Annotated in this window: 13 protein-coding genes; 11 read left to right on the forward strand and 2 right to left on the reverse strand. The window is 70.5% G+C overall.

The window, feature by feature from the left end; all coding sequences use genetic code 11:
- Positions 1–85 precede the first annotated feature (85 nt).
- The gene (locus tag G6O68_RS01385; protein ID WP_165244003.1) at positions 86–3,580 is read right to left on the reverse strand and encodes a hypothetical protein; all 3,495 of its coding nucleotides are present in this window, start codon (positions 3,578–3,580) and stop codon (positions 86–88) included.
- A gap of 373 nt (positions 3,581–3,953) precedes the next feature.
- Here G6O68_RS01385 and G6O68_RS32280 point away from each other — a divergent pair, with 373 nt between their 5' ends.
- On the forward strand, positions 3,954–5,579 hold the full coding sequence (locus G6O68_RS32280; protein WP_206107983.1) for a hypothetical protein: 1,626 nt from the start codon (positions 3,954–3,956) through the stop codon (positions 5,577–5,579).
- A gap of 103 nt (positions 5,580–5,682) precedes the next feature.
- On the opposite strand, the gene G6O68_RS01400 is transcribed toward G6O68_RS32280, so the two are convergent.
- Positions 5,683–14,205: a beta strand repeat-containing protein gene (locus tag G6O68_RS01400; protein ID WP_165244007.1), complete on the reverse strand. Its 8,523-nt coding sequence runs from the start codon at positions 14,203–14,205 to the stop codon at positions 5,683–5,685.
- A gap of 961 nt (positions 14,206–15,166) precedes the next feature.
- Between G6O68_RS01400 and tssB the strand changes: the two genes are divergently transcribed.
- The 10 genes from tssB (at position 15,167) to G6O68_RS01450 (ending at position 26,779) form a co-directional block, all read left to right on the forward strand.
- A complete protein-coding gene (tssB, locus tag G6O68_RS01405; protein ID WP_165244009.1) occupies positions 15,167–15,721 on the forward strand; it encodes a type VI secretion system contractile sheath small subunit in 555 nt (184 codons plus the stop codon).
- Complete coding sequence (gene tssC, locus G6O68_RS01410; RefSeq protein WP_165244011.1) at positions 15,718–17,229, forward strand: type VI secretion system contractile sheath large subunit; 1,512 nt, start codon at positions 15,718–15,720, stop codon at positions 17,227–17,229. Before tssB ends, tssC begins: the two co-directional genes overlap by 4 nt.
- A 128-nt stretch (positions 17,230–17,357) precedes the next feature.
- On the forward strand, positions 17,358–17,840 hold the full coding sequence (locus G6O68_RS01415; protein ID WP_165244013.1) for an Hcp family type VI secretion system effector: 483 nt from the start codon (positions 17,358–17,360) through the stop codon (positions 17,838–17,840).
- Between the two features lie 111 nt (positions 17,841–17,951).
- Positions 17,952–18,446 (forward strand): type VI secretion system baseplate subunit TssE, encoded by a 495-nt coding sequence (gene tssE / locus G6O68_RS01420; RefSeq protein ID WP_165244016.1) that lies wholly within the window; start codon positions 17,952–17,954, stop codon positions 18,444–18,446.
- Between the two features lie 43 nt (positions 18,447–18,489).
- Complete coding sequence (gene tssF, locus G6O68_RS01425; protein WP_165244018.1) at positions 18,490–20,427, forward strand: type VI secretion system baseplate subunit TssF; 1,938 nt, start codon at positions 18,490–18,492, stop codon at positions 20,425–20,427.
- On the forward strand, positions 20,391–21,482 hold the full coding sequence (gene tssG, locus G6O68_RS01430) for a type VI secretion system baseplate subunit TssG (protein WP_165244020.1): 1,092 nt from the start codon (positions 20,391–20,393) through the stop codon (positions 21,480–21,482). Before tssF ends, tssG begins: the two co-directional genes overlap by 37 nt.
- Before the next feature lie 122 nt (positions 21,483–21,604).
- A complete protein-coding gene (tssK, locus tag G6O68_RS01435) occupies positions 21,605–23,005 on the forward strand; it encodes a type VI secretion system baseplate subunit TssK (protein WP_165244022.1) in 1,401 nt (466 codons plus the stop codon).
- A 13-nt stretch (positions 23,006–23,018) separates the two neighbouring features.
- Positions 23,019–23,663 carry a DotU family type IV/VI secretion system protein gene (locus G6O68_RS01440; protein ID WP_165244024.1) on the forward strand — a complete coding sequence of 215 codons (645 nt, stop codon included), beginning with the start codon at positions 23,019–23,021 and terminating at the stop codon, positions 23,661–23,663.
- A 42-nt stretch (positions 23,664–23,705) separates the two neighbouring features.
- Positions 23,706–25,169: a type VI secretion protein IcmF/TssM N-terminal domain-containing protein gene (locus G6O68_RS01445; protein WP_165244026.1), complete on the forward strand. Its 1,464-nt coding sequence runs from the start codon at positions 23,706–23,708 to the stop codon at positions 25,167–25,169.
- A 35-nt stretch (positions 25,170–25,204) separates the two neighbouring features.
- Positions 25,205–26,779: a methyltransferase regulatory domain-containing protein gene (locus G6O68_RS01450; RefSeq protein WP_165244028.1), complete on the forward strand. Its 1,575-nt coding sequence runs from the start codon at positions 25,205–25,207 to the stop codon at positions 26,777–26,779.
- Positions 26,780–26,788 lie beyond the last annotated feature (9 nt).

The following is a 26,788-nucleotide window of genomic DNA, read 5'->3' on the forward strand; positions in this document are numbered from 1 at the left end:
CGCTCGGCCTCGGGGTTCGGTCATCCGGGCCCCGGGTCGACTCGTCCTGCGAGGGGAGCAGCCGACTGGACGACTTCGGGAGTCCTCAGCGACGGACCAGGTCGTCGCCCGGGGCGGGCTGGGGGTCGAAGATGCGGATCTTCTGCCAGCCGGAGAGGGTTTCGGGGGGATAGAAGCCGGCGAACTGGCGGCGGGCGGTGTATTCCGAGACGAGCCGGAGCACGCTCGCCTGGAAGTCGTGGAGGGACGTCGGCGAGTCGACGCCGCCTCGTTGGGTGGAGGAGCCGCCGGCCACGGTGGACGCGGCCAGCACCGCGCGGGCGAACGCGCCCAGTTCGTCGAGCCGCTCGGATGGGTCGTGCTTGGAGGCCGCCATCACGATCACGCCCCGGCGGCCGGAGAGGTCGCGCGCCCATTCCTTGAACGCGGCCCTGGCCGACGCGGAGGCCCCGGAGTGCAGGGCGTCGACCAGGACCACGACCAGGCAGCCCTGCGAGGCGACCTCTTCCAGACGCTCCGCGATGGCCGCCGCCGAGGCCGCCTTCGGGGGCGCATCCTCCGCCCGTGAGTCGGATGCGAGCACCAGGGCGCCCCCCTCTCCGGCCTTGAACAGGTGCGATTCGAGCACCACGAAGACCGAGTCGCCGGGCTTCAGCTCGCCCGACCGCACGCCGTTCGCCAGGTCGTCGAACAGGCCGACGATCGCGTCGGCGTCGGGATCGGTCAGGACCTTGGAATCGATCGCCGATTCGGCGAAGTGGGCCCGGCCGTCGGGCTCGCGGAAGAACGCGGCCAGCTCCTCGACGTCGCGCCGGGCGTTGCGGATCGCGGAGACGTCGCGACGGGGGAACTCCTCGACGCCGATCGCGCGGACGACCAGCCGGGGATCGCGACGGACGACCGGCGGCGGGGCGGGCGCGGCGGGCTCGGCCAGGACGATCGCGAACTCCTGGATGGCCCGGACGCCCAGGTCGTCGACGGCCTCGACCGTGATCGCGTTCCGACCCGGCGTCAGCCGGACGGGCTCCACGGCCCGGAAGCTCGCGAGGCCGGGACCGGCGGTGCGGGTGGGCAGCCGGCGGCCCCCCTGATGGATCGTGATCGAGGCCACGCGGCGATCCGCGGCCGCCTCGGCCTCGACCTGGAGGTTCAACTCGGGGCCGGCCGCGACGATCGGGGCGGCCTCGCCGGCCGGGGCGGGGTCGATCAGCCGGATCGCCGGCGGAGTCCTGACAACCGGCGCACCCTGAACAGTGGCGAGAGCCGCGACCGGGTCGCCCGTCCGCAGCAGGGCGTCGATCACGGCGGGCCTTCGCAATTGGGCCTCGTACCGCGACATCGGGTGGAAGTCGGAGGGGAGCGAGCGGAAGTCGGCGGGGTTCCTCACGTCGACGTGGTTGAGATGCCAGCCCAGGAGTCGGCGGTCGCCGGCGATCGAGGTCTCGTAGAATCCCTCGGGCATCCAGACGACCCACTCGCGGTCGGCGGCCGGAAAGACGCTGAGCGCGGGGACGTCGGCCCGCGAGGTCATCAGGACGAACGGCGCGGCGGCGCCCGGGCGGGCGATCACCAGGGCGACCTGGTCCTCCAGGTCGGGGGGGACGGCGGCGAGGGCCGCGTCGAGCCGCGCGACGTCGATCGGCTCGCGGCGCTTCTCGCGACGGGCCGCCGTGATCGCGTCGCCGGCCTGGAGGCCCATCAGGACGGCCGCCGATCGCGGGCGGACGGCCGAGACGACGACCCGACCCTGGGCGTCGCGGCCCAGGTCGGCTCCCAGGGGACTGGTCGCGTCGCAACCGGCGAGGCTCCAGAGCGACAGGGTCATGTCGGCCGAGCAGGCGACCATCCAGCGGCCGTCGGCCGAGGGCGCCATCGCGTGCACGGCCCCGCCGTGGCCCTGGAACAGCCGGGTCCGGGAGCGATCTCGAAGGTTGTGGACGAGGATGCCGCCGTCCTCGGTGCCGATCGCCGCGCACGGGGCCGGATGGCCCGCCCGATCGTTCGCCGGGATGAACGTATAGCTCGACCATCGGCCGTCGAGCTGATTGAGCGCGATCTCCAACGTCTCGCCTCGGTCGGGGACGAAGGCCGGGCGATCGAACGCGCGGGGCCGGAAGCTCCAGCCTTCGAGCGTCTTGACGGGGCCTTGCAGCGCGGCGTCGGGCGGGACGTCGACGAATCGGAGCTCGGCGAGGTCGAAGCCCTCCCGGGGGGGCGGTCCCTCGCCCTCCCCCCGCGATCGGCGGAATGCGACGGTCGGCTTCGCGTCCGCAAACGCGACGTCCCAGAGCATCGTCCCCGGGCCGTCGGCCTCCAGGCCGGGGTCGACGCGGCCGGGGGCGGGCAGGTCGCGGACGACGATCTCCTGATTCGCGCCCCCGGCCATCGCCAGGAATCGATTGTCGGGGCTGAACGCCAGGGCCGCGACCAGGCCCTTCGCGGTGCGGACGGTCTCGATCCGGCGGCCCGTGGGCATCTCGCGCAGCTCGACGTCGCAATCCTTCGAAGGGTATTCCTCGACGCTCGCCGACTTGTGGAGGATGCTGGCCGCGACCGATCGGCCGTCGGGGCTGAAGGCCAAGGCCTCGACCGGGCGAAGCTCTCGCACGGCCTCGGGATTGAGGACGACCCCGTTGCCGAGGTCGGCGCCGTCGTAACGTTCGAGCCTCCCATCCTCGCGGCCGACCACGATGGACCTGCCGTCGGCGCTGGCGGCCATCGCGGTGATCGTCACGGCCTGGCCGTCGTCCCTGGCGAGGTCCTCGGGCGAGGGGGAGGCGACCGCAAGCTGTCGACCGGACTTCCAGTCCCAGAGCCGGATCGAGCCGTCACGCGGGCCGCCGACGCTGACGATCCGCGTGCCGTCGAGGAACGCCGCGCCTTTCACGATCCCCGGGTGGCCTTGCAGGACCGCGAGGCATCGGGGGGTCTCGCCTTCCAGGTCCCAGACGCGGACGGTCCCGTCCTCGCTGCACGAGGCCAGCCGGTTCGCGTCCCGCGAGAAGGCCATGGCGAAGACCGCCCCGGCGTGGCCCCGTCGTTTCGCGGCCGGCTCCTCGGCGCGGCCGGCGGGAAGCTCGACGACCAGTTCGCCCGAGCCCCCCGGCCCCGTGCCGGGGAATCGGTAGATCAGGATGCCGCCGCGAGCCCCGATCGCTCCCAGCCCGGCCACCGCCAGCAGGCGCTGGTCGTTCGGGCCGGGCTTCGGGGCGATCGCCAGCGCATACACGCGGCCCCCCCGGCGTCGCATGGGCGGGCGGATCGATCGCTCCAGCCGCGGCCGACCTTCGTCCAGCTCCCAGACGTGGACGACCTTGTCCCGCCCGCCCGAGATCAGCCGTTTGCCGTCCGGGCTGAAGACCAGGGCCTGGATCAGGTCGGTGTGGCCCTGGACGTTCATGGTCAGGATCGGGCTGGCGAAGTCGCGAGGGACCGCTTGCGCCCGGCAAGTCGTGCCGACGAGGATCGTCGCCGCGATGAAGGCGAGGACCCAGGCCAGGCCCGCCCCCGACCCGCCACGACGTTCGTGGCGGGCGGCCGGGCGGTCGATGCGTGCTGCGGCTGCGACGGGGTGGGTCATGGCCTTCGCTCGCTTCGGACGGTGAGGACGATTCGCGGGAAATGACGGGGCCCGCCGGGGTCGACTGCTCGGCGCGTCGAAGCCCCCTCGTGACGGAACTTTACGTCAGGGCCGGCGCTCCCGTGACGGCTGTCGCCGGCGTGGTGGACGACCGGGCCATGACATCATTCCAGATTGTTGTCGGAAAAACCCGCAAACATCCGAAAAATCGGGCGATCCGGAACATCGCGACAGCCGATACAGCCTGTGGAGTCGGTGCGGCCCCTTGGCCGGGCACGACGTCGGGTGTTCGGGATCGCCTCGATCCCGGACCGCGAGGGAGGAGTTCAGCCGAGTCTTGGGACGGCTGTCGTCGAAAGCGGAGAAACATTCGATGAATCGAGCGTATCGTCCCTGGCTCGCCGCCGGGCTCATCCTCACGCCGCTCGCGGCGACGCCGGCCGCTCTCGCCCAGGCGAGCGGCCAAAGCCCGACAGGATCCGTCTACATCTCGCCGATCGCCGGCGTGGGCGGGGTCGGGGCCCCCCTGGCCTATCCGCGGGGTTACGAGTCTCCGAACGCCGCCCGGCCGAGCGGCTCGCCCCAGGCGTCGGTCGTCCCGGGCTACGGGTCGGGGCCGGCGGCGCAGGGCCGGGCGTCGTCCCAATCCGCCGTCTCCACGCCTTACGGCGTGATCCCCGCGCCGGGCGCTTCGGGACAGATCGTCGGAGGATATGGCGCGGGGGCCCCGGCCGCCGGGGCGGCCGGCGGCATGGGGGGGGTGGAGCCTTACCCCGGACCTACCTATGGTGCCGATGCGGGCTCGCCGCTCGGTGGCGCCGGGATGGGAGGAGCGGAGGTCGGCGCGGACATGGGGGCCGGTGCGGGGGCCGGAGACGGCGGGGGACTTTCGTCGGCGGCAGCGGCCGCCGCCGCTGCCGCGGCCGCTGGCGCGGGCCCAGGCGCGGCGGGTGCCGACGCGTTCGAACCGGCCCTGGCGGGCTTCTCGGGGCCCGGGGGGGCGGGGGCGTCCGAGTCCAACTTCCCGCCGAACATGATCGGCGACATGTCGCCTGTCAACCTGCGGTTCGCCCGGCCGCTGCAGGGGCCGCCGTCGGTCGGCCCGCCGCCGCTTCCCGGGGCGCGGGCCGCGGCGCTCTTCGCGCCCAACATCCGGACGCTGAAGATGTCCGAGAACCAGTCGCCACGGCCGCAGGACCGCTTCTTCTACACGTTCAACTACTACAGCGAGGTCGGCGAAGCCCAGAACATCTACGACCGCTCGCCGGTCCGCAACATGGAGATCTTCCGGCACGTGATGGGCTTCGAGAAGACCTTCGACGAGGGCCGCGGCTCGTTCGGCATGCGGCTCCCGATCGAGACCCTGAGCGCGGATTCCACGGTCCGGGGGATCCAGACGCCGACCAGCACGGCGACCGGAAACCTCAGCCTGTTCGCCAAGTACATCCTCAAGCAGAACGTGCAGACGGGGAGCCTGGCGAGCGTCGGGCTCGCCCTGGCCCCGCCGACCGCCCCCGGTCGGTTCGCCGGCGCCCCCTACGTGTTCGGGATGAACAACATGTCGTTCCAGCCGTTCCTCGGCTACATCTGGAACTTCGGCGACTTCTACCTCCAGGGCTTCAGCGCCTTCCAGTTCACGTCGAGCTCGCGCGACGTGACGATGATGTTCAATGACATCGGCATCGGATACTTTCTCTATCGTTCGGAGGATCCGAACGCGTTCCTGACCGCGTTCGTGCCCAACTTCGAGGTCCACGTCAACTCGCCGTTCACGCACCGCGACTGGAAGAACCGCCTCGACCCGGCGGGCAACGCCGACGTGGTGAACCTGACCTACGGCCTGAACTTCCAGTTCCGGCGGTCGGCCCTGCTCAGCACGGCCCTGGTGACCCCGGTGACCGGCCCCCGGCCCTTCGACGCCGAGCTTTGCGTCTACCTCAACATCTTCTACGGCCGCAGTCGCGCCGGGCAGATCCCGATCCAGCCGCCGGTCTTCTGAGCCGGCCCTTTTCGACCCGAAACGCAGCCGAAGCCGGGGCCGCATGGAGCGGGCCCGGCTTCGGCTTCGCGTTTCGAATGGAGCCGGCCCTCGCGGGCCGCGCTCACCGCGGCCGTATCGCCTGGGCGAGTTGCGAGAGGGCGGGCCTGGCCAGCGCGGGCCGTGAGGCCGCGAGAGTCGAGCCGGGCGTCGCCGTGTTGAGGCCGCGCGGCCTCCTCGGCGTGCGGCGAGGGCCGCGGGGCGCGCCGCCGGCCGGCCCCAGGAGGATCGACTGGGCGCGGGTCTGCGGCGTGGAGACGTCGATCCCGGTCACGAAGTCGCCGATGGGGATCGGCGTGCCGGTGAAGGTGTTCGCGTTCGACGCCGGGGACTCGGCCACGGGGTTGCCGTTGGGCGCGTCGTAGCGGAAGACGCCGTAAATGCCGTTGACGTTGAGGTTGTTGGATTGCACCGCGTTGTCGACGGGCAGGGCGAACAAGTTCAACTGGTCGTCGCGGCGGCTGATGTAAACCCCGGTCAGGATGTTCCCCGAGATCACGTTGCCTTCGCCCGGCAGGCCGACGCGGTTGCCCGACGAGCCGATGACGACCACGCCGTGGGACTGTAAGCCGTAATTCACGACGTTGCCGTCCGGCAGCGTGATCTCGGGATGCTGGGCGATCGAGCCGATGATCTGCGAACCGTCGCTCACGGCGAAGGCCACCCGGCCGGAGGCGTCGACCCCGATCTGGTTCGCGGTGATGGTGTTGCCGAGCGCGATCGCGGTCCCGGAGCCGCCGAGCTGGCTCCGGCCGCCGAAGATCTCGATGCCCGCCAGGCCGTTCGCCGAGATCAGGTTGGAGTTGATCAGGTTGTCGGAGGCGGCGGTGATGAACACGCCGAACTGGAAATTCGGCAGGGCCCGCAGCCCGGTGACGTCGGTCCCGATCGTGTTCCCCTGGACGACGTTCCGACTCGACGCCGGGGCGTTGGCGTCGAGCGAGGCGATGTTCACGCCGTAGCGGTTGCCCGAGATCAGGTTCCCGGCGCCCACCGCCCCCACGGTGTTGCCCGAGCTCTGCACGATCAGGACCCCGCTCTCCTGGGAGGGGTTGTACCGCGGGTTCGACGTGGGGAGGATCCTGGGGGCCGGCCGATCGAGGCCCGAGACGCCGGTCCCGATGAAGTTGTTGACCAGAACGTTCCGCGTCGCCAGCGACCCGATCATCTCCACGCCGGCCAGCGCGTTGCCTGTGATCACGTTGCCCAGCGGCGAGTTCGGCCCGATCCCCGCCTGCCTGGGGAGATAGCCGCCGACCCTAACGTCCTGCGCGTTGGCCAGCAGCACGCCGATCGAGTTCGATCCGCTCCGCCCCTGCGCGTCCAGGCCGATCAGGTTGGACTGGATGCGGTTGCCGAGCGCCTCGGGCGAGTTCACCTGGACGCCCAGAAGGTTCGGCACGTCTCCGGCGGCGCTCTGGGTGAGGATGTTGCCGGTGCCTTCGAGCACGCCTCCCTCGCCGTCGACCAGGCCGCCGATCCAGTTGTTCGACGCCCGCGACTCGATCAGCACGCCGACCCGGCTGTACAGGTCCAGCCCGGCGCCGACGTCGTTGAACGCCCGGCCCTGCGCATCGACGCCGAGGAACGATCCGCGAACCCGGGTCCCGGTGGTGGAGCCCGTCAGCACGACGCCCGCCGCGCCGTTGCCGGAGATGACGTTGCTCGCCTGGCCGGGCGCCGGGACGAGCGTTCCCGGGATCGTCGCCAACCCGGGCGAACCCGTCGCGTAGCCGACGACGGTGTCCACCGCGTTGTTCAGCAGGACGCCGAACAGGCCGTTGGCCACGCGCCGCGAGCCGCTCCGGTCGAGGCCGATGTAGTTGCCGTCGACGACGTTGCCGGCGCCCTCGAAGCCCCGGTTGGCCTGGAATTCGACGACGACGCCGTGGGCCCCGTTGCCCGAGACGACGTTCCGCGTCGCGCCGCCGATCACGTTGCCGTGGCCGTTGATCACGTCGACGCCCACGCCGCGGTTCCCCAGGGCTCCGGTCCCGGCCGCGTTGGTGCCGATGAAGTTGCCGACGATCCGGTTGCGATCGGCCGGCGCCACGGCGACCGGGCTGAAGATCTGGACCCCGTCGACCGCGTTCGCCGAGATCACGTTGTAGCCGACCTCGACGCCCGAGGCCGCGACGATCTGCACGCCCGACCCGCCGTTGCCGATCGCCCGGTCGCCGGCCCGGTTCAGGCCGATCGTGTTCCCGTAGATCGTCGGCGGGGCGCCCTGGATCGGAGCCCCGGACACCAGGACGCCCGACTGGCCGTTGCCGGAGATCCAGTTCCGCTGGCCTGCACCGGTCCCGCCGACCTGCACCCCCGCCGCGCCCGAGACGACCACCCCGGCACCGCCGTTGCCCACGGGGGTCTCGCCGGACGCGTCGAGCCCGATGAGGTTGCCCAGCACCTGCGAGTCCGAACTCAGGCCTACCGTGCTGGCGATCACCACCCCGGATTGGGCGTTGCCCGAGATCACGTTGCCGCCGAGAGGCCCGCCCACGCCGATCCGGTTCGGCCCGGCGTTCTCCACGATCACCCCGTTGCCCTGGTTGCCGATCCGGGTCGTGCCGTCCGCTCCCACCCCGATGAAGTTGCCGACGAGCACGTTGCCGACCGCCCCTGCACCGAAGATCCGGATCCCCTGGGCGCGGTTCCCCGAGATGACGTTGCGGCTCGCCTCGGAAGCGCCGCCGATCGTGGTGTTCGAGGCGTCGAGCAGGAAGAGGCCGTCCGCGAAGTTGGCGACGGCCGCGCCCCCCCGGAGGTCGGTCCCGATCCGGTTGCCGGCCACCGTGTTCAAATCGGAACCGGTCCTCCCCCCGGCGATCAGCACGCCGTAGAGCCGATTGCCCGAGATCACGTTGCCGACGCCTCGTCCCGAAGGATCGACGCCGATCACGTTGCCGTTCGAGGCGCTGACGATGATCCCGGAGTTCAGGTTGCCGACGCTCGACGCGCCGTCGGCGCCGACCCCGATGAGGTTGCCGAGGACGACGTGGGCGCCGCCACCACTCAGGATCACCCCGGTGGCCTGGTTGCCCGAGACGATGTTGCCGTCACCGGCCGCCGCGCCGCCGATCGTCACCCGCGAGCCCCGGTTGAGGAAGACGCCGTTGCCGAGGTTGCCGTGATCCTGGGCCGCGTTCCCGGCGATGCCGCCTATCGAGCCGATCAGGTTGCCCTTGATGCCGACGTCGACCGAGTCCTGCACGGTGATCCCGTTGCCGCGGTTGGCGCCGATCGCATTCCGGCGGATCAGCGCGACCTCGCCCCCGGTCGAGCCTTCCCCGCGAAGGAGCCGGTCGAGGAACACGCCGTCGCCCGAGTTGTTGTAGTCCTCGCCCTCGCGATCGGTGCCGATCTCGTTGGACTCGATCAAGAGGGAGCCGCCGAACCCCCCCAGGCCGAGCGAGTCCGTCGCGTGCACGCCCGAGCCGCGATTGCCGACGATCCGGTTGGACAGGATGCTCGCGCGGGCGTCGCCGAAGACGAAGACGCCGTCCGCAAGGTTGCCGGTCCCGGTCTCCGCGTCCTGGGGCGCCCGGCCCATGAGGTCGCCGCCGATGACGTTCTTGACGATCCAGACGCCGAACGTCGCCGTGGCCGGCGCCGTCCCCTCGGGCCAGAAGACCTCGACGCCTCGGCCCAGGTTGCCCGAGATGACGTTCGACCAGGGGCGATCGCCCGTGGCGTAGCTGCCGACCTGCACCCCCCCCACGTTGATGATCCGAACGCCGTCGAGACCGTTGCCGAGCGGCACGCCGCGGGCGTCCACGGCCTGCCCGGCCAGGTTCAGCCCGATGACGTTCTCGGCGACGAGCACCCGCGCGTATCGCGTCGGGTCCGAGCCGTTGAAGGTCGAGACCTCGCCGACCAGCAGGCTGTCGACGCCGACGCCGTTCAGGCCGTTGCTGGAGATCAGGTTCGCCCGCACGTCGACGGACCAGGCGGCGCCCGTCGGGACGGAGCCGGTCGGATTCAGCAGCACGCCGCTGAGGCCGTTGCCGGTCGGGGCACCGTCGGAGGTCCGGTTGGACGCCCCGTCGAACGTCGTCCCGATGTAGTTGCCCAGGATCGAGGCGAGCTGCACCCCGCCCCCCATGTCGCCGACCGCGCGGACGCCGTTCAGCCGGTTCGCATAGATCCAGTTCCCCGCGATGAGCGCGTCCGAGGTAGACTCGCCCACGTGGACGCCGTTCAGGTTCCCGGTGATGACATTCGCCACGCCCGGCGTCAGGGCCGCGGGGGGCGCCTGGCCGGCGAGGCCGCCGCCGATCCAGTTGCTCGCGCCCGCTTCCATCCGGATCCCGTCGCCCTGATTGCCCGGGAACGCCAGATAGGCCCCGACGACGTTTCCTCGCAGCTGGTTGTCCCGGCTCCCAGCCTGGAAAACGACCCCGACGACGTTCCCGGAGATGAAATTCGCCCCCGCGAGGAGGGCCCGGTTCGTCGGGTCCCACGGGCTGGGCCCGGCGCCGGCGAGCGGGCCGAGGATGTTGCGGCTGGCGTCCCCCAGGACGATCCCCCGGCCGTTGGGGAGCGGGGCGCCTTGCAGGCTGGAGCCGATCACATTGTTGCCGATCAGGTTGTCGGACGCTCCGGAGTCCAGGCGGATGCCCGCGCCGGCGTTCCAGCCGATCACGTTGACGAGCGTGGCGGCGGGCTGGCCGACGAAATTGGACCGGGCCCCCCGCAGCCAGATCCCATCCTGCGTGTTCCCCAGGGCCCTGCCGGACGGGTCCGTGCCGACGAAGTTGCCGGCCAGCACGTTCCCGGTCGCGGTCGACGTCAGGATCACGCCGACGATGTTCCGGCCGATGACGTTCTGGGTGCCCGCGATCCCCTGTTCGCCGTTGCGGAGCGATCCGATGGTGTTCCCGGATGCGTCGACGTAGATCCCCACGTCATTGCCCGCCGACGCTTCGAGATCGCGGAACGGCAGCACGCCGATCGAGTTGCCGGCGACACGGTTGCCGACCGAGCCAAGTCCCGTGATCCGCACGCCCGCGCCGTAGTCCTCGACGGCGGCCGAGCCGGAGGTGCTGTTGCCGATCAGGTTGTCCCGGATCAGGTTGTTCGGCGAGTCGACGATCGAGACGCCGTCGATGTTCCGGTAGCTCGTGAACCCATTGGTGCCGATCTGGTTGCTCAGGATGTAGTTAGAACCCGGGCCGGCGATCCGGATCGCCGTCTCGAAACGGCCGACGACGTTCATCAGCCCGGGCGCCGAGCCGCCGATCAGATTCCCCGTCCCGCCGGTGATCGAAACGCCGAACCCCTGCGGCGTCCCGTCCGGGAGGAAGGACCCGAAGATCAGGTTGCCCACGACCTGGACGTTGCTCGTCTGGATCTCCACCGCCGCCGTGACGAACTCGCGGAATCCCAGGCCGCGAACCAGGCTCCCGTCCGAGCCCGCCTGGAAGACCAGGCCCCGAGCCGCCTGGGTGTTGTCCGGGTTGTTCTCCGGATCATTGAGCGGCCGGGGAGCCAGCCAGACCGAGGGGCTGATGAACTGGCCCGGCAAGGGCTCGGACGACGGCTGCGTGTTCCAGCCGTCGATGTAGACCTGCGAGGGGATCAGGATGTCGGTGGCCAGATAGATGACCCAGTTGCCCGCGGGGTCCCTGAGCTCGTCGGGGATCCGGAAGATGATGCTCCGGTCGGCGTCCGCCGGCAAGGTCGACACATAGTTCACGGCTCCCCGCAACGAACCGTCGCCCGAGTCGTTCGTGTTCACGACCACGTTCGGGGTGACGACGAGGACCTGATTCGAGAAGGCCGACGTCGAGTCCCCGGGGTCGTTGATCGAACCCTCCAGCACGTCGCCGGTGATCGTGACCGCCAGCCGGTCGCCCGGCAGGACCCCGGCGATGGGCAAGGTCGCGACGCCCGAACCGGACGCGAAGCCCGCCGACCCCCGGCCCAGGAACTCGGCCGTCGTCGCGGTGATCCGGTAGACCTCGATCTCCGGGTTGGAAGCGAACGTCGTGTCGAGTTGCAACAGCAGGCTCAGCGCCGCGAGCCCCTGGGAGGCGCTGAGGAGGTGGGCCGGCAGGATGCCCTGGTTGGAGCCCGGCGCCACGAAGAGGCTGTTGGCGAGCCCGTAGACGCCGCCGACCTCCGGGCCGTTCGCCCGGTACGCGTTCTCCTGGATCACGTTGCGATCGCCGGCCAGCAGCGAGACGCCCTGCTGGGCGTTGTCGGCGATCACGTTGCTCCGCCCCGGCTGGCCGATCGTGTTGCCGCTCGCGCCCAGGATCACGACCCCGACCGCGTTCTGCAGGCCGGGGGTCGACGCGGCGTCGGTGCCGATGAAGCTGTCTCGCACGATGTTCCCGGTCGCGCCCAGCCCGCTGATCTGCACGCCCGCGATCGACGACCGCACGAAGGTGGCGTCCTCGACCGTGTTGCCCGCCCCTTCGAGCAGCAGGCCCACGCCGCCGCCGTCGAACCGGCCGCGGCGGATCGTGACGCCGTCGGACTGCACGCGAAGGCCCGCGCCGCCGAAGCCGACGAAGTCGAGGTCCTGGACGACGCTCCCGTCGGAGCCCGGGGCCAGGACGAGGCCGTCGAAGATCGTGGCCGGGCCGGTCGCCTGGATCGTGATCCGCACGCCGGCGGGCACCGTCATCGTCGCCGGGCTCGTCAACGCCGGCAGCGGGGAGCCGGCGGCGACCAGGATCGTCCGCTCGCCCGGGTCGAGTTGGAACCGGATCTCGCCGCCGAGGCCGGCGTTGAGGTTGGCGATGACCCAGGGCAGCGACCCGGCCTCGACGCCGACGTTCGTCGTGACGGTCAGCAGGTCGCCCACCGAAGCGGTGTTCGAGAACGCCGAGGTGCCGAAGGTCGGGCGCGACGCCGTCACGAGGAGCACGGCGGCGTCGGTGAGCGAACCGCTCGGTACCAGCAGCTCGTTCGGCGTCCCGGCCTGGATCTGGCCGGCGGCGAAGAACGTCCGACGGCCCGGCGCGGTCGCGTCGAGCGTGTAGACCTCGACGGTCGTCCCGGCCGCGAGGTCCGCCGTGAACCGGATCCTCAGGTTCGCCCCCTCGAGCGAGGCCGTGGCGATGACCGGAGGCAGGATGCCCCCGTTGGCCGCCGCGCCCACGTTGATGTCCCCTGCGGGGTTCGGCTGGGGCAGACTGCCGTTCGAACCGACGTACAGATTCCTCAGGACGAAGTTCCGGGTCCCGGCGAGGACGCCGACGCCGGCAAGCGCGTTGAATCCGACCGTGTTCGCCTGGCCCGCGAGCGAGCCGCCCACGGTGTTGTCGTCCGAATTAAAGATCTGGACGCCGAAAGGGTTGCCGAGCCCGGCGGCGAGGGTGGCGTCGGTGCCGATGAAGTTGCCGATCACCGCGTTGCCCGCCGGCGTCGGGCCCACGATCTGCACGCCGGCCGTGCTCGCCAGCACGACGACGTTGGCCGAGCCCGCCGCCGTCCCGCCGATCGTGTTGCCGCCGGCCCCGCTGATCTGGACGCCGATCCCGTTCTGGAGCGGGCCGGTCGTCCCCTTCCGGCCGATCGCGTTGCCGACGACCGTGTTGCCGGTGGAGTCCGGCCCGAAGATCTGGACGCCGACCGCCGTGCTGGCGTCGATCGCGTTGCCCAGGCCCGTCGTCCCGCCGATCGAGTTGTTCGGCGCGTTGTTGATCTGGACGCCGTAAGCGTTGGGCGCGGCCGCGTTCGCGACCGTCGTCCCGAACGTGTTGGCGGCGACGACGTTTCCCGTCGAGTCCGACCCGGCGATGAGCACGCCCGCCACCGCGCTGTTGCCGATCAGGTTGCCCGCGGCCGCCCCGCCGATCGTGTTCCCCGGGGCGTCGAAGATCTGGACGCCGTGCGCGTTGCCGATCGACTCTCCGCCCGAACCGACGCCGATGAGATTACCCTGCACGAGGTTTCCGGTCGCGCCCGAGCCGAGGAGGCGGACGCCGGCGACCGAGCTGGAGCCGATCACGTTCGCCGCCCCGGCGGCCGTCCCGCCGATCGTGTTCCCCGGGGCCCCGTCGACGAGCACGCCGATGGGGGCGCCCTGGCCGGCCCCGATGAGGTTCGACCGGATGAGGTTCCCGGTCGCCGTCGAGCCGGAGACGGCGACGCCCGCGATGGTCGCGAAGCCGATCGTGTTGCCCGACCCCGAGGTGCCGACGGTGTTGTCGGACCCGCCCTCGACGAGGACGCCGTGGCCGACGGTCGCGGAGGCCCCGCCCAGCGTGTTGCCGAGGATCTGGTTGTCGTCCGACAGGATCCGGATCGCGGCCCCCGCGAAGTTGCGGATCGTCAGGTCCTGGATCGTGCTCCCGTCGGAGCCGGCGGCGAGCGTGAACCCGTCGAGCGTGCCGCCGCCGTCGATCGTGACGTCGGTCCGGCCGGTGACGTTGACGACGACCGGCCCCGTGATCGAGGCGAGCGGCGTCGACAGCACGATGGCCGAGGCGCCGGATCGGAACTCGATCGTGTCCACCGGGTCGGTCGAGTCGCCGTTGGCGTCGAGGATCGCCTGCCGAAGGCTGCCCGCGCCGGAGTCGGCGTTGTTGTCCACGAAGAAGGCCGTCAGAAGCGTGCGATCCTCGAAGATCTCCACCGTCGGAAGGCCCCGACGCCGTTTCGATGCACGATCCGCCCGCCGACCGGTCGTTCTATCCAGCCATCTCATGGGAATCGTACCTCAGCAGTTTGGCTCGACGGTCCTCGCCTCATGGGGGAGGGCTTTGGGGATTCGGGCTCGGCGACCGGGCCGTCGCGAGGCGGCCGAACCGATGGGTCTCGACGCCCCACGCACGAGGGACTCACGGCGGAAACCGCCATGTTTGATTGCATTGATTGGATCGCCGGCGGTCCGGATTTGCAAGCGCCTTTTCCGGGTTTCGCGAAATCCGCCTCGGGGGGCGCTCCGGTTCGAGATGTTTGAAAAAACACGGACCGGGCCGACTCGGTTACGGGGGCTCTCGCGTTGGTCGAACTAGGATAGCCGACGTAATCCTCCAAAACAAATTTATTTCGCCCCGTCCCCCGGCGTTTCCCATATTCCCGCCCTCAAGGAGGTCCGGCGTCGGGCGCGATCCTCGCCCCGCGATCGGTTTCGAGGTCGAAAATTGATATTATTATATCAAACTATGCTTGTTCAAATTTGGTTTAGTCCGGCTTTCGAAGCGTGGCGGGGCGTCCGCGGCGCGGTTCTGATATCATGCGGGCATGTCCCGAAAAATGGCGTTGAGTACGGTCTTGAAGCGTCACAGCAGGCCGGATTCTCCGCATTCTCCTGCGAGGGGCGGAGAGGGTCGCCGGGGAAGCCCGGGGGGGCGGGCGGGCGATCGGACGAGGCCGATTTTTCGTTTGCATTCCCGCGTCGTCCGGCCGCAGAATACTCGGCGCGACGGGCCGCGACGAGGTGCGGCGGCCCGACGCACTCGCCGGGAGGCGGCCCTCGGGGGACCGCCGCCGCACGGCGGCGGGTCGCCATAAAAAAGACGTCAGCCGGTTCGCCGAAGAATTGGTCCCGTGCCCAGGATCCGAACGATCCCAAACAGACGAGGGCGCACGACATGCCGCGCGATGAGAGTCTCCAGCACAAGCTCGACCGGGTCCGCCCGCCCCGGGTCCAGATCACCTACGACGTCGAGATCGGCGGGGCCCAGGTCAAGAAGGAGCTGCCGTTCGTCCTCGGGGTCCTGGCCGACCTGGCCGGGCACCCCGACCCCGACGCCCCGCCGCAGCCGGAGCTGAAGGACGAGAAGCGCAAGTTCGTGGAGATCAACCGCGACAGCTTCGACCGCGTGCTCAAGGGCATCAAGCCCCGGCTCGCCCTCCGCGTCCCCAACAAGCTCGAAGACGACGGCTCCAAGCTGGGCGTCGAGCTGAAGTTCGACTCGATCGAGGATTTCGAGCCCGCCCGGGTGGTCGAGCAGATCGAGCCGCTCCGCAAGCTCCTGGAGGCCCGGCGGAAGCTCGCCGAGCTGAAGTCGAAGGTGGTCACGAACGACCGTCTCGAGTCGCTGCTCCAGCGCATCATCCACGACTCCGACCAGCTCTCCCGGCTCGGCCGCGAGACCGGCCACGGCGACCAGGCGACGACCAGCCCCGAGGAGCCCCAGGCATGAGCACCGCCGACGAACCCAAGGCCCGGCCGTCCGCCCCCGAGGCCGTCGCCTCCGAGGCGACCCCAGAGGCCAACCTGCTCGACGAGATCCTCAAGGCCAACCGCGTCGGCGAGGGGGAGGCCGAGCTCCGCAAGTACCACTCGGACCTCGTCGGCCAGCTCGTCGAGGACATCATGGCCGGCGAGATGAAGGTCTCCGCCGACACCGAGCGGATGATCAACGACCGGATCGCCGAGATCGACGCGCTCCTGAGCGTCCAGCTCAACGAGATCATGCACGACCCCGAGTTCCAGAAGCTCGAAGGCTCGTGGCGCGGGCTGCACTACCTGGTGCACGAGTCCGAGACCAGCCCGATGCTCCAGATCCGGGTGCTCAACACCTCGAAGAAGGAGCTGCTCCGCGACCTCGAGCGGGCGAAGGAGTTCGACCAGAGCGCCCTGTTCAAGAAGATCTATTCGTCCGAATACGACGTCTACGGCGGCACCCCTTACGGGGCCCTGATCGGCGACTTCGAGTTCGGCAAGCATCCCCAGGATCTGGCGCTCCTGAAGCGGATCTCCCAGGTCGCCGCGGCGTCGCACGCCCCGTTCCTGGCCGCCGCCGCCCCCCAGATGTTCGGCTGGGAGAGCTTCGAGGAGCTCCCCCAGACCCGCGACCTCGCGGAGATCTTCCGCTCCCGCGAGTACGACAAGTGGAAGTCGTTCCGCGAGAGCGAGGACTCCCGCTACGTCGGCCTCTGCCTCCCCAGGACCCTGATCCGCGCCCCGTACGGCCGGGCCACGGTCCCGATCGAGGAGTTCAACTACGAGGAGGACGTCGACGGCCGCGCCCACGACAAGTACCTCTGGTCGAACGCGGCCTACGCGATGGGCGCCCGGATGACCGACGCCTTCGCCAAGTACGGCTGGTGCGCCTGGATCCGGGGCGTGGAAAACGGGGGCCTGGTCCAGGGCCTGCCGCTCCACAGCTTCACCACCGACGACGGCGAGATCGCCAACAAGTGCCCGACCGAGACCCTGGTCGGCGACCGCCGCGAGAAGGAGCTGGCCGACCTGGGCTTCATCGCCCTGGCCCATTGCAAGAACACCGACTACGCGGCGTTCTTCTCCGCCCAGTCGTGCCAGAAGCCGTTCGAGTACGACACCGACGCCGCCACGGCCAACGCCCGGCTGTCGACCCAGCTGCCTTACATCCTCATGACCTCCCGGTTCGCCCACTACCTGAAGGCGATCGCCCGCGACAAGATCGGGTCGTTCATGAGTCGCAAGGACTGCGAGGTCTGGCTGAACAACTGGATCACCAACTACGTCACGCCCGACGAGCGGGCCTCCGAGAACTCCAAACGCGAGCGGCCGCTCTTCGACGCCCGGATCAGCGTCGAGGACGACCCCCGCCGGCCCGGCTGCTATCGGGCCATCGCCCTGCTCCGGCCCCACTACCAACTCGACGAGCTGACCGTCTCCATGCGGCTGGTCTCCGAGCTGCCCGCGGGGGCCTCCTCGAAGTGATCCCTCGATCGATCGGGAGCGATCCCGGCCCTGAAGGACCAGGGCGACGTCTCCGACTTCGTGACTTGTCTTCAGGCGCACGGTGACAAACGGCCCCCCCGGGGGCGAATCAGCCAGAGGAGCGACCCATGGCAGTCGACTATTTCTTGAAGCTCGACGGGATCGACGGCGAATCGACCGACTCCAAGCACAAGGGGGAGATCGACGTCGAATCCTGGAGCTGGGGCCAGACCAATACCGGCGATGCGGCCCACCGCGGCGGCATGGGGTCCGGCAAGGTCGCCATGCAGGATTTCCACTTCGTCATGCGGATGAACAAGGCCACCCCCAAGCTGATGGAGGTGTGCGCCACCGGCGAGCACATCAAGAAGGCCGTCCTCACCTGCCGCAAGGCCGGCAAGGAGCAGCAGGAATACCTGAAGGTGACGATGAGCGACCTGATCGTCTCCAGCTACCAGACCGGCGGGTCCAACGGCGACGTGGTGCCGACCGACCAGATCAGCCTGAACTTCTCGAAGATCGAGTACGAGTACAAGGAGCAGAAGGCCGACGGCACCCTCGGCGGGGCGGTCAAGGCCGGCTACGACGTCAAGGCCAACAAGAAGGTCTGACCGCAGTCGGCGGCCCCCGGGGCCTCGAAACCGCGCGGCCGCCCCGAGCATCCGGGGCGGCCGCGTTTTCGCGTCCCCGAGCCGCGCGGCCGGCGGCCCCGGAGTCTCGCCATGGCGAAGTCCACGAACGGCGCCCGCTTCCCGCACTCGCTCTGGGAGCGGCTCACGGAGCCGTCGCTGCTCTCCGGCGACGCCCTGGCGACCTCCTCGGCCTCCAGGCTCGACCGGCTCCGAAAGGAAGTCCTGTCGCACCTGGAGTGGCTCCTGAATTCGCGCTGTTGCGTGGGCGAGGCCATCGAGGGCTCCGAGGTCCTCCGGGCCTCGATCGTCGGCTACGGGCTCCCCGACCTCTCGGCGCTCTGGACCGGCGATCCTCGCGATCGCGAACGGCTCGAACGGACGCTGGAGGACGTGATCCGGCGGTTCGAGCCGAGGCTCAAGGACGTCCGCGTCGAGTTCAACCCCGCCGGCAAGGACCAGTCCCGATCGATGCTCCACTACCGGGTCTCGGCCGTCATCAAGGTCAAGCCGATCGCCCAGCCGATCGAGTTCGACACCGTGCTGGAGCTGGGCAGCAAGGCGTTCCTGGTCCGCGGGGCCGAGTGAATCGGGAGCCCGCCGCCCCCCGCGGCGGCGATCGGAGGCGGCGTTGAAGGTCACCGACGAACTGCTCGACTATTACAGCCGCGAGCTGGTCTACCTGCGCGACATGGGGGACCAGTTCGCCCGCGCGCAGCCGGCCGTCGCGGGGTTGCTGGCGCTCTCGGCCGGGCGATGCGAGGACCCCCACGTCGAACGCCTGATGCAGGCCTTCGCGTTGCTCGCGGCGCGGGTGCGGAAGAAGCTCGACGACCGCTTCCCGGAGATCTCGAACGCGCTGCTGGAGGTGGTCCACCCCCACTACCTCCGCCCGCTGCCGTCGGCCGCGGTCGTCCAGTTCGAGGGGGCGGGCGACCCGTCCCAGGCCTCGGAAGGACGGACGGTCCCGGCGGGGACGACGCTGACCGCCGCCGTCGAGGTCGAGGGCGTGCGTTGCCGGTTCCGGACGGCCTATCCCGTGGACCTCTGGCCGGTGACGGTCGAGGGCGCCGTCCTGGCGCCCGACCGCGTGGTCCAGGCGGACAAGCCCCCGGGCGCGGTCGGCCTGCTCAAGCTCACGCTCCGATGCCGGGCCCCCGGCGGCTGGGAGTCGCTCGCCGGGCTGGACTCGCTCCGCTTCTTCCTGGACGGGGGCGAGCCGGTCGCCTCGGTCCTCCACGAATGCTTCCTGAATCGGGTCTCCGAGGTCTGGGTCGTCGGCGAGGCCGACGGCCGCCCTTCGCGGCGGATCCTGCCCAAGACGGCCGTCAGGGCCGTGGGGTTCGGCCCCGACGAGGCGCTGTACCCCTACCCGGACCGCTCGTTCCCGGGCTACCGTCTGCTCCAGGAGTTCTTCGCCTTCCCCCAGAAGTTCCAGTTCGTGGACGTGTTCCTGAACGAGTCGCACGAGGGCTCGCACCCGCCGCTGGGGACCCGCACAAAGCTCGGCCCGACCATCGGGCTCCTTTTCTGGCTGGACGGCTCGCCGCGGTCGGACGTCACGGTGCGGCCGACGAACTTCCGGCTGGGCTGCACGCCGGCCGTGAACCTCTTCCGCTGGGTCCCCGAGCCGATCCCCCTCACCCGGCTCCGGACCGAGTACCGGGTCACGCCGAGCGTCGAGCACCCGACCGGCTACGAGGTCTTCTCGGTCGATCGGGTCGTCAGCTCGGGCTCGTACCTGGAAGATGCGTACGAATTTCAGCCCTTTTATGCGATGCGGCACGGGGCGAGGGAGACCGATCGCGAGGCCTTCTGGTTCTCCAGCCGGCAGGCCTCGGCGCTCGACTCCGGCACCGAGGTCGACCTGGCCTTCGCCGACGACCGTTTCGACCCGACGACGCCGGCGGTCGAGAAGATCACGGCCCACCTGACCTGCACCAATCGAGGCCTGCCGTGCCACCTGCCGTTCGGCGGCGACCAGGGCTTCCTGGAGGCCGAGGCCGAATCGGCGGCGGGCCGCGCCCGGCTCCTGATGCAGCCGACCCGGCCGATGCGGCCCCCCGCCGGCCGCGCGGTGCAGTGGCGCCTGATCTCGCAGCTGGGGCTGAACCACCTGTCGCTCGCACCTTCGGGTCCGGACGACGACCCCGCCGACGGGGCCCGCGCGCTCCGCGAGCTGCTGGCCCTCTACAACTTCCCGAGCGGCGACGACCGGATCGACGACGCGAATGCCAAGATGGTCCAGGGCGTCTTGGAGGTCTCCCATGAACGGATCGCCGCCCGGGTGGCCTATCCCGACCCGGAAGCGGACGACGACCCGTCGCGCGCCGCCGCGCGGCGGCGCCGGCTGATGGGGAAGCCGCTCTCGCTGGGCCTGGAGATCCGTCTGGTCCTCGACGACGACGCGTTTCCCGGGGCTCGGGCGTTCCTCCTGGCTTCGGTCCTCGATCGGTTCTTCGGCGGCTACGTCGACCTGAACGGCTTCACGCGACTCGTGGCGACCACCAAACAACGGCGAGGGACCTGGCGATGGCCGGCTCGGAGCGGAGATCGGACGCTGATCTGATCGATCGTCTCCGCGAGGAGCCGTATCGGTTCGATTTCTTCCAGGCGGTGCGCATCCTCACGCGAGTCGCCGGCGATCGCGCGCCGGTCGGGCTCGACGGCCCGTTCGGCCGCGAGGCCGTCCGGTTTGCGCAGTACGTCTCCCTGAGCTTCCCCGCGAGCGCCATCGACCGGATCGAGCACCTGGACCGGCCGACCGCGCCGAAGTCCGAGGGCGGGGAGTCGGCCGATCCCGGACCGCCGCCGACGTTGACCACGACGTTCATCGGCCTGCTCGGGCCGAGCGGCGTCCTGCCGACGGTCTACACCGAGGAGCTGCTCGGCCCGCAGGCGAAGCGTCGGGGGGCGGCCGTCGAATTCTTCGACCTGTTCCACCACCGCATCGTCTCGCTCTTCTTCCGGGCCTGGGAGAAGTACGACCTGCCGACCCAGTGGGAGAAGGGCCGCGCCCCGTCGGGCGACGACTCCCCGGACGGCGACGCCTTCGCCGCGACGCTGTTCCACCTGCTGGGGCTCGGCCCCGAATCGCTGCGCGGCCGGCTCGCCGTGCCGGACGATTCCCTGCTCTTCTACGCGGGCCTGTTCGCGCAGCAGCGGCGTTCCGCGATGATGCTCGAACGCCTGATCGTCGACTACTTCGGACGCCCCGCGCGGGTGGTCTCCTTCGTCGGCCGCTGGCTGCGGCTCCGGCCCGAGGAGCGGAGCCGGCTGGGTCGTCGCGGGTCGTTCAACCGCCTGGGCTGCGACGCGGTCGTCGGCGGCAAGGTCTGGGACGTCCAGAGCAAGTTCCGGGTCCGCATGGGCCCGCTCACGCTGGAAGAGTTCCAGGGATTCCTCCCCGGCGGCGCCGCTTCGGATCGGCTGCTGGACCTGATCCGCTTCTACGACCGAGGGGAGCTGGATTTCGACGTGCAGCTCGTCCTGAAGAAGGAGGAAGTCCCGGCCTGTCGGGTGGCGAAGGGGCCCGGCGCGGCCCGCCTGGGCCGGACGTCGTGGCTCAAGGGCCGGGACTTCGAACGCGACGCCGACGACGCGTTCCTGCGGCCCCGATCGTGATCGAGGCGGGCGGGGCCGAATCCGAGGCGCGACCACTCGTGGAGCCCGGAGACGCATGCTAAATTGAATCCGCCTCGACTTGGTCGGGACGGGTAAACGGGGATCCGGACGGGGAGCGAGGCATGCCGAAACGGCCCGTGCATTGGTTCGAGGGGATGTTTCTCAAGCCCCATCACTTCCAGTCGGCCGAGCGCTGGACCCGAGAGCGGATCCGCGAGTCCGAGGACTGGCTGCACCCGCACGACTGGGGCCTCCGCTCGATCGAGTTCGACGCCGACGCGATCGCCAACCGCACCCTCCGGGTCACCTCGTGCCAGGCCCGGTTCAAGGACGGGACGACTCTGGTGGTGCCCGACGAGGCCGCGCTCGACCCGGTCGAGCTGGGGCCGGCGCTGGCGCGGCGAGAGCGGACGACGGCCTACCTGGCCGTGCCCGCCTGGCAGCCGGGCCGTCCCAACGCCCTCCGGGACGCGACCGAGCAGACGCCACGCTTCGTCGTCGGATCGCTGGAGTGCCCGGACGAGAACACCGGCGGCGACGAGGAGGAGGTCGAGTTCCGGAACCTCCAGGCCCGCATCCTCCTGGAGGATCAGCTCGCCCCGGGGTTCGAGGTCCTCCCCATCGCCCGCATCGAGCGATCGGCGAGCGACCAGGCCCCGCCCCGGATCGACCGCGGCTACGTCCCCCCCGTCCTGGGACTCGACTCCTGGCGGCCGCTCCACGACGACGTCCAGTCGCTGTTCCGCCAGGTGGAGGCGTGGATCGACCAGGAGGCGGCCCAGGCCCTCGGCCGCAAGGTCGCGTTCGACAGCCAGGTGCTGGGCGACGCCGAGCGGATCCTCCGCCTCTCGGCGCTGAACACGGCCTCGGCCGCCTGGCAGGCGATCCTCTTCACGCGCGGCCTGCACCCGCTGGCGATGTACACGGAGCTTTGCCGCCTGCTGGGCCAGTTCGCGATCTTCGGCGAGGCGCGACGGCCGATCAAGATCCCGAGCTACGACCACGACGACATCGGTCCGATCTTCGCCGTGGTCCTGGCCGAGATCCGCCGGCTGCTCGGCGAGCTGGCCCGGGTCCCTTTCGAAAAGCGGTACTTCAAGCTGGAAGGCCCGCGCTTCCAGGTGCCGCTCGACCCCGACTGGACGCTGGACGGCACGAGGCTCTATGTCGGCGTCGAGACGACGGAGCTGACCGACGCGGAATGCGACGCCCTGATGAAGTCGACCGACTGGAAGCTGGGGAGCGGCGATCAGGTGGAGTCGATCTTCAAGAGCGGCAACGCCGGCCTGGCGATGAAGCCCCTGGATCGCATCCCCCCCGCCCTGCCCCGCGGCGTCGTCTACTTCGAGATCGTCCGCCACGCCGAGTTCTGGAAGGACGTGGTGCGGACCCGGACGCTGGGCCTGCGCTTCAAGCTGGAACGCGGCAAGTTCCTGAGCGCCCAGATGCTGGCCCTCACCAACCCGGCGACGCAGCGCACGGTGAACCTGCAGTTCGCCGTGTTCGTCGTCAAGGCTCAATGATCGGGGGCCGGAGATGACCGACGGGTTCGCCGACCTGGTGATGCCGCTGTTCCGACGGGTGATCGAACTCCAGCGCCGCCTGGCGCGGGGCGAGGCCCGGACGCTGGACGAGGTGATGCGGCAGGTCCAGTCCTGGCTGGACGAGACCGGACGTCGGGCCGTCACCGACCCGACGCTCGCGCGCTCGTTCGACCGGGCGCGGTTCGGGCTGGTGGCCTGGATCGACGAGGTCCTGACCGATTCCGAGTGGGGGCGTTCCGTCGGCTGGGGGTCGGAGGAACACGTCCTGGAGTGGCTGACGTTCGGCAGCCGGGACCGCGCCTGGCGGTTCTTCGAGCACGCCGACGAGCTGGAAGCCCAGGGCGACCTGGACCCGCTGGAGGCCTATCTCCAATGCGTCACCCTGGGATTCCGGGGCGAGCTGTCCTACGACCCCGACCGCATGACCGACTGGGTCGAGCGGGTCTACGGCCGGATCGGCGAGGCGGGGGCCGTGGAGGCCCGCCCGTTCGCGGAGGAAGAGGGGGGCGTCGGCCTTCGGCCGCTCGGGGGGCCCTCCCTGCTGGTGAGGGTCAGTGCGCTGGCGGGGGTCACGATGTTGCTCACGCTCGCGGCCTATCTGTTCTCGGTCCATCACGAGTACTATTCCGCCGGCTGACCGACCCCGACGGGCGGCGTCCGGACGAGGCGGGGTGAACCGTTGCTCAAGTCGCTCCTCGACACTCACGTCCTGTTGGTGGTCTACGGCGTCCTGGCCGCGGTCGGTTCGGGCCTGGCCCTGCTATGGACCAGGCATCCGGTGCGCTGGATCCTGGTCTTGCTGGCGATCGGCTGGGTCTTTCTGGTGGTGACGTACGACCTCGGGACGTTGGACCTCGACCCGAGGCTGCCGACCGTGTTCGCCCACTGGCTGCGTCCGTGGATCCTCTTCCTGGGCCTCGCGGTACTCGGGCTGGGACCGCACCTGACCGCGATGCTGCTGGGCCGCGGCGGGCGGGATGAGGGCGAGGAGGCCGACCCGACCTTCGCCGACCTGGACTCGGCCCTCGACGAGATCGCCGTCCGCCTGAGCCAGGCCAGCTACGACGCCGGCGCGCAGGACGTATTCCTGCTCCTCGCTCGCGACGAAACCCTGGCGGCCGACCTGGTCGGGGCTTCGGGGATGAGCCTCTTCGCCCAGGCCCCGGCCTCGCCCGAGGCCCCGGTACACGCTTTCGCCTCGTCCGAGGGCCTTTTCCTGAGCTGCTCCGGGGCCGCTTCGTGGGCCGGCGGCGAGGGCGACGGGGCCGCCCGGCTGGGCCGGCTCTGCCGATGGATCGCGGCGCTCAATCCCGAGACGCCCCCGCTCCGGGGGATCGCCGTGCTGATCCCGCTGGAAGACGCGACCGGTCCCGAGGCCCTCAAGACGATCGGCCCCCTGCGGAACGACCTGCAGGCGATCCAGTCGGGCCTCAAGGTCCGTTGCCCGGTGATCGCCGTCTTCTGCCTTCGCGACGGCCGGTCGGGATTCGGCGAGTTCGCGGCCCGGATGCCGGCCTCGCTCCGCAACAGTCGCTGCGGGTTCTCCACGCCGGGCTCGCGGCCGTTCGATCACGCCGTCGCCGAGAAGGGCCTGCGCTGGTTCGTCAAGTGGCTGCAGAGCTGGTCGCTCAGCCTGATGGCCGAGGGCTACCTGGAAAAGGACGGAAACGGCCGACTCGTCGAGCTGAACGCCGAGATGCGTCGCGACCTGCCCGCGCTGCGCACGCTCGTCGAGACCGCCTTCTCGACCCACGCCCGCGCCGAGTCCCTGATGGTGCGCGGCTGCTACTTCGCGCTCTGTGGGGCCGAGCCGGCGGACCAGGCTTTCGTCTCGGGGCTCGTCCGGGGCCCGAAGAGCAAGCTGGTCGCCGACGCCCGCCTGACGACGTGGGCCCGCGAGGCGGGGCGCGTCGACCGGGGCTATGCGAAGGCCGCGATGGGCCTCGGGCTCGCGGCCGTCGCGCTGGCGACGCCGATCTGGCTACTGGCGATCGCGCCCAGGCTCGACGCTGTCAGCCCCGGCGCGTCGAGCGGCCTGGGGTGGCTCGCCTGGGTCGGGCTCGGCGTGCTGGCCGCGACCTGGATCGTCGTGCTGCTCGCCCCTGGCCTGCGCCGCCGGGGGCGTCCGACCGCGTCGGCCTGAACGGAGCGTCGTCCACGTCCCTCGGGAGGCCGCCCATGTCCGATCCCGCTGCCAGCAGCTATGACGAGCTGCCCTACACCGACAATTGCTTCCCGTACACCCATCCGGAGCACATGGCCACGGTCGCGCGGCTCCACGGGCTGGAGCCGACTCCCGTCGAGCGCTGTCGCGTGCTCGAACTGGGCTGCGCGATGGGGGGGAACCTGATCCCCATGGCCCTGAAGCTGCCCGAGGCGCGGTTCGTCGGGATCGACCTCTCGGCCCGCCAGGTCGCCGAAGGGAAGGCGACGATCGCGGCCCTGGGGCTGGAGAATGTCGACCTCCGCGCCGCCAGCATCCTCGACGTCGGGGCCGACCTGGGCCGATTCGACTTCATCGTCTGCCACGGCGTGTACTCCTGGGTCCCCGCCCCGGTCCGCGAGAAGATCCTGGCGATCCTCGCGGAAAACCTCGCCCCCGGGGGGCTGGCCTACGTCAGCTACAACACCTTCCCCGGCTGGCACGCGCGGGGCCTGGCGCGGGACCTCATGGCGTTCCACGTCCGCGATTCCGTCGCCATGCGTGACTCGGCGCGGTCGGCGCGGGCCTTCCTGAAGGATCTGGTCGACGTCCTGCCCGACCCGAACACCGCCTACGCCGCGATCCTCCGCGCGGAGGGGGAGTTCCTGGAAGGCGTGGACGATGCGTACCTCTATCACGAGCACCTGGAGGAGACCAACAATCCGGTCTACTTCCACCAGTTCATGGCCGACGCCGGGGCCGCCGGGCTCGCCTACGTCGCCGAGGCCAAGTCCGACGGCCTGATCGCCCATCTGCCCGCCAGCGCCCGCGAGCGGATCGCGGAGTGGACGCACGACGAGATCGCCCGCGAGCAGTACGTGGATTTCGTGACCAATCGCACCTTCCGCCGGACTTTCCTTCGACGGGCGTCGGACAAGCCGGACGACCCCCGGCCCGCCGTCCTCACCTCGATGTCAATGGGCGCCGTGGTCATGCCGGATTCGCCCGAGGTGGATTTCTCCTCGGACCAGCCCGTCTCGTTCCATGTCCCGGACCGAGGGGCGACCCTCACGACCAACCACCCGCTCCTGAAAGCCGCGATGCTGGAGCTGGCCGAGGCTCGCCCTCGGATGCTCCCCTTCGAGGAATTGCTGTCGCGCGTCCAGGGACGATTGCGGTCGCGACGGGCGGAGCCGTTTTCCGACGACGAGGCCCGCGCGTACCTGTCTGACGCCCTCCTGCGGACCTTCTCGGTCGATCTGGTCGCTCTCAGCGTTCGGCCGCCGCGCTTCGCCGCCGAGCCGGGCGAGAGGCCGACCGCCAGCCCGCTGGCCAGGCACCAGGCCGGTCAAGGGCGGCGGATTACGAACATCCCGGGCCGCGGCGTCGAGCCCGACGCCCTGGGTCGCCTGCTGCTCGGGATGCTCGACGGCAGCCGCGACAGGGCCGAGCTCGCCGAAGGCCTCAAGGAGCGGATCATCTCCGGCGAGTTCGTCGTCACTTTCGACGGCCGCCCGCTCGTCGACCCATCGGCGGTGGACGCGGCCGTCCCGGATCTGGTCGAGGAGAGCCTCGGCCGGCTGGCGTCGATGTCCTTGCTGATCGCTTGAAGGAGTTCC

It is taken from the genome of Paludisphaera soli, from assembly GCF_011064595.1.
Classification (GTDB): domain Bacteria; phylum Planctomycetota; class Planctomycetia; order Isosphaerales; family Isosphaeraceae; genus Paludisphaera; species Paludisphaera soli.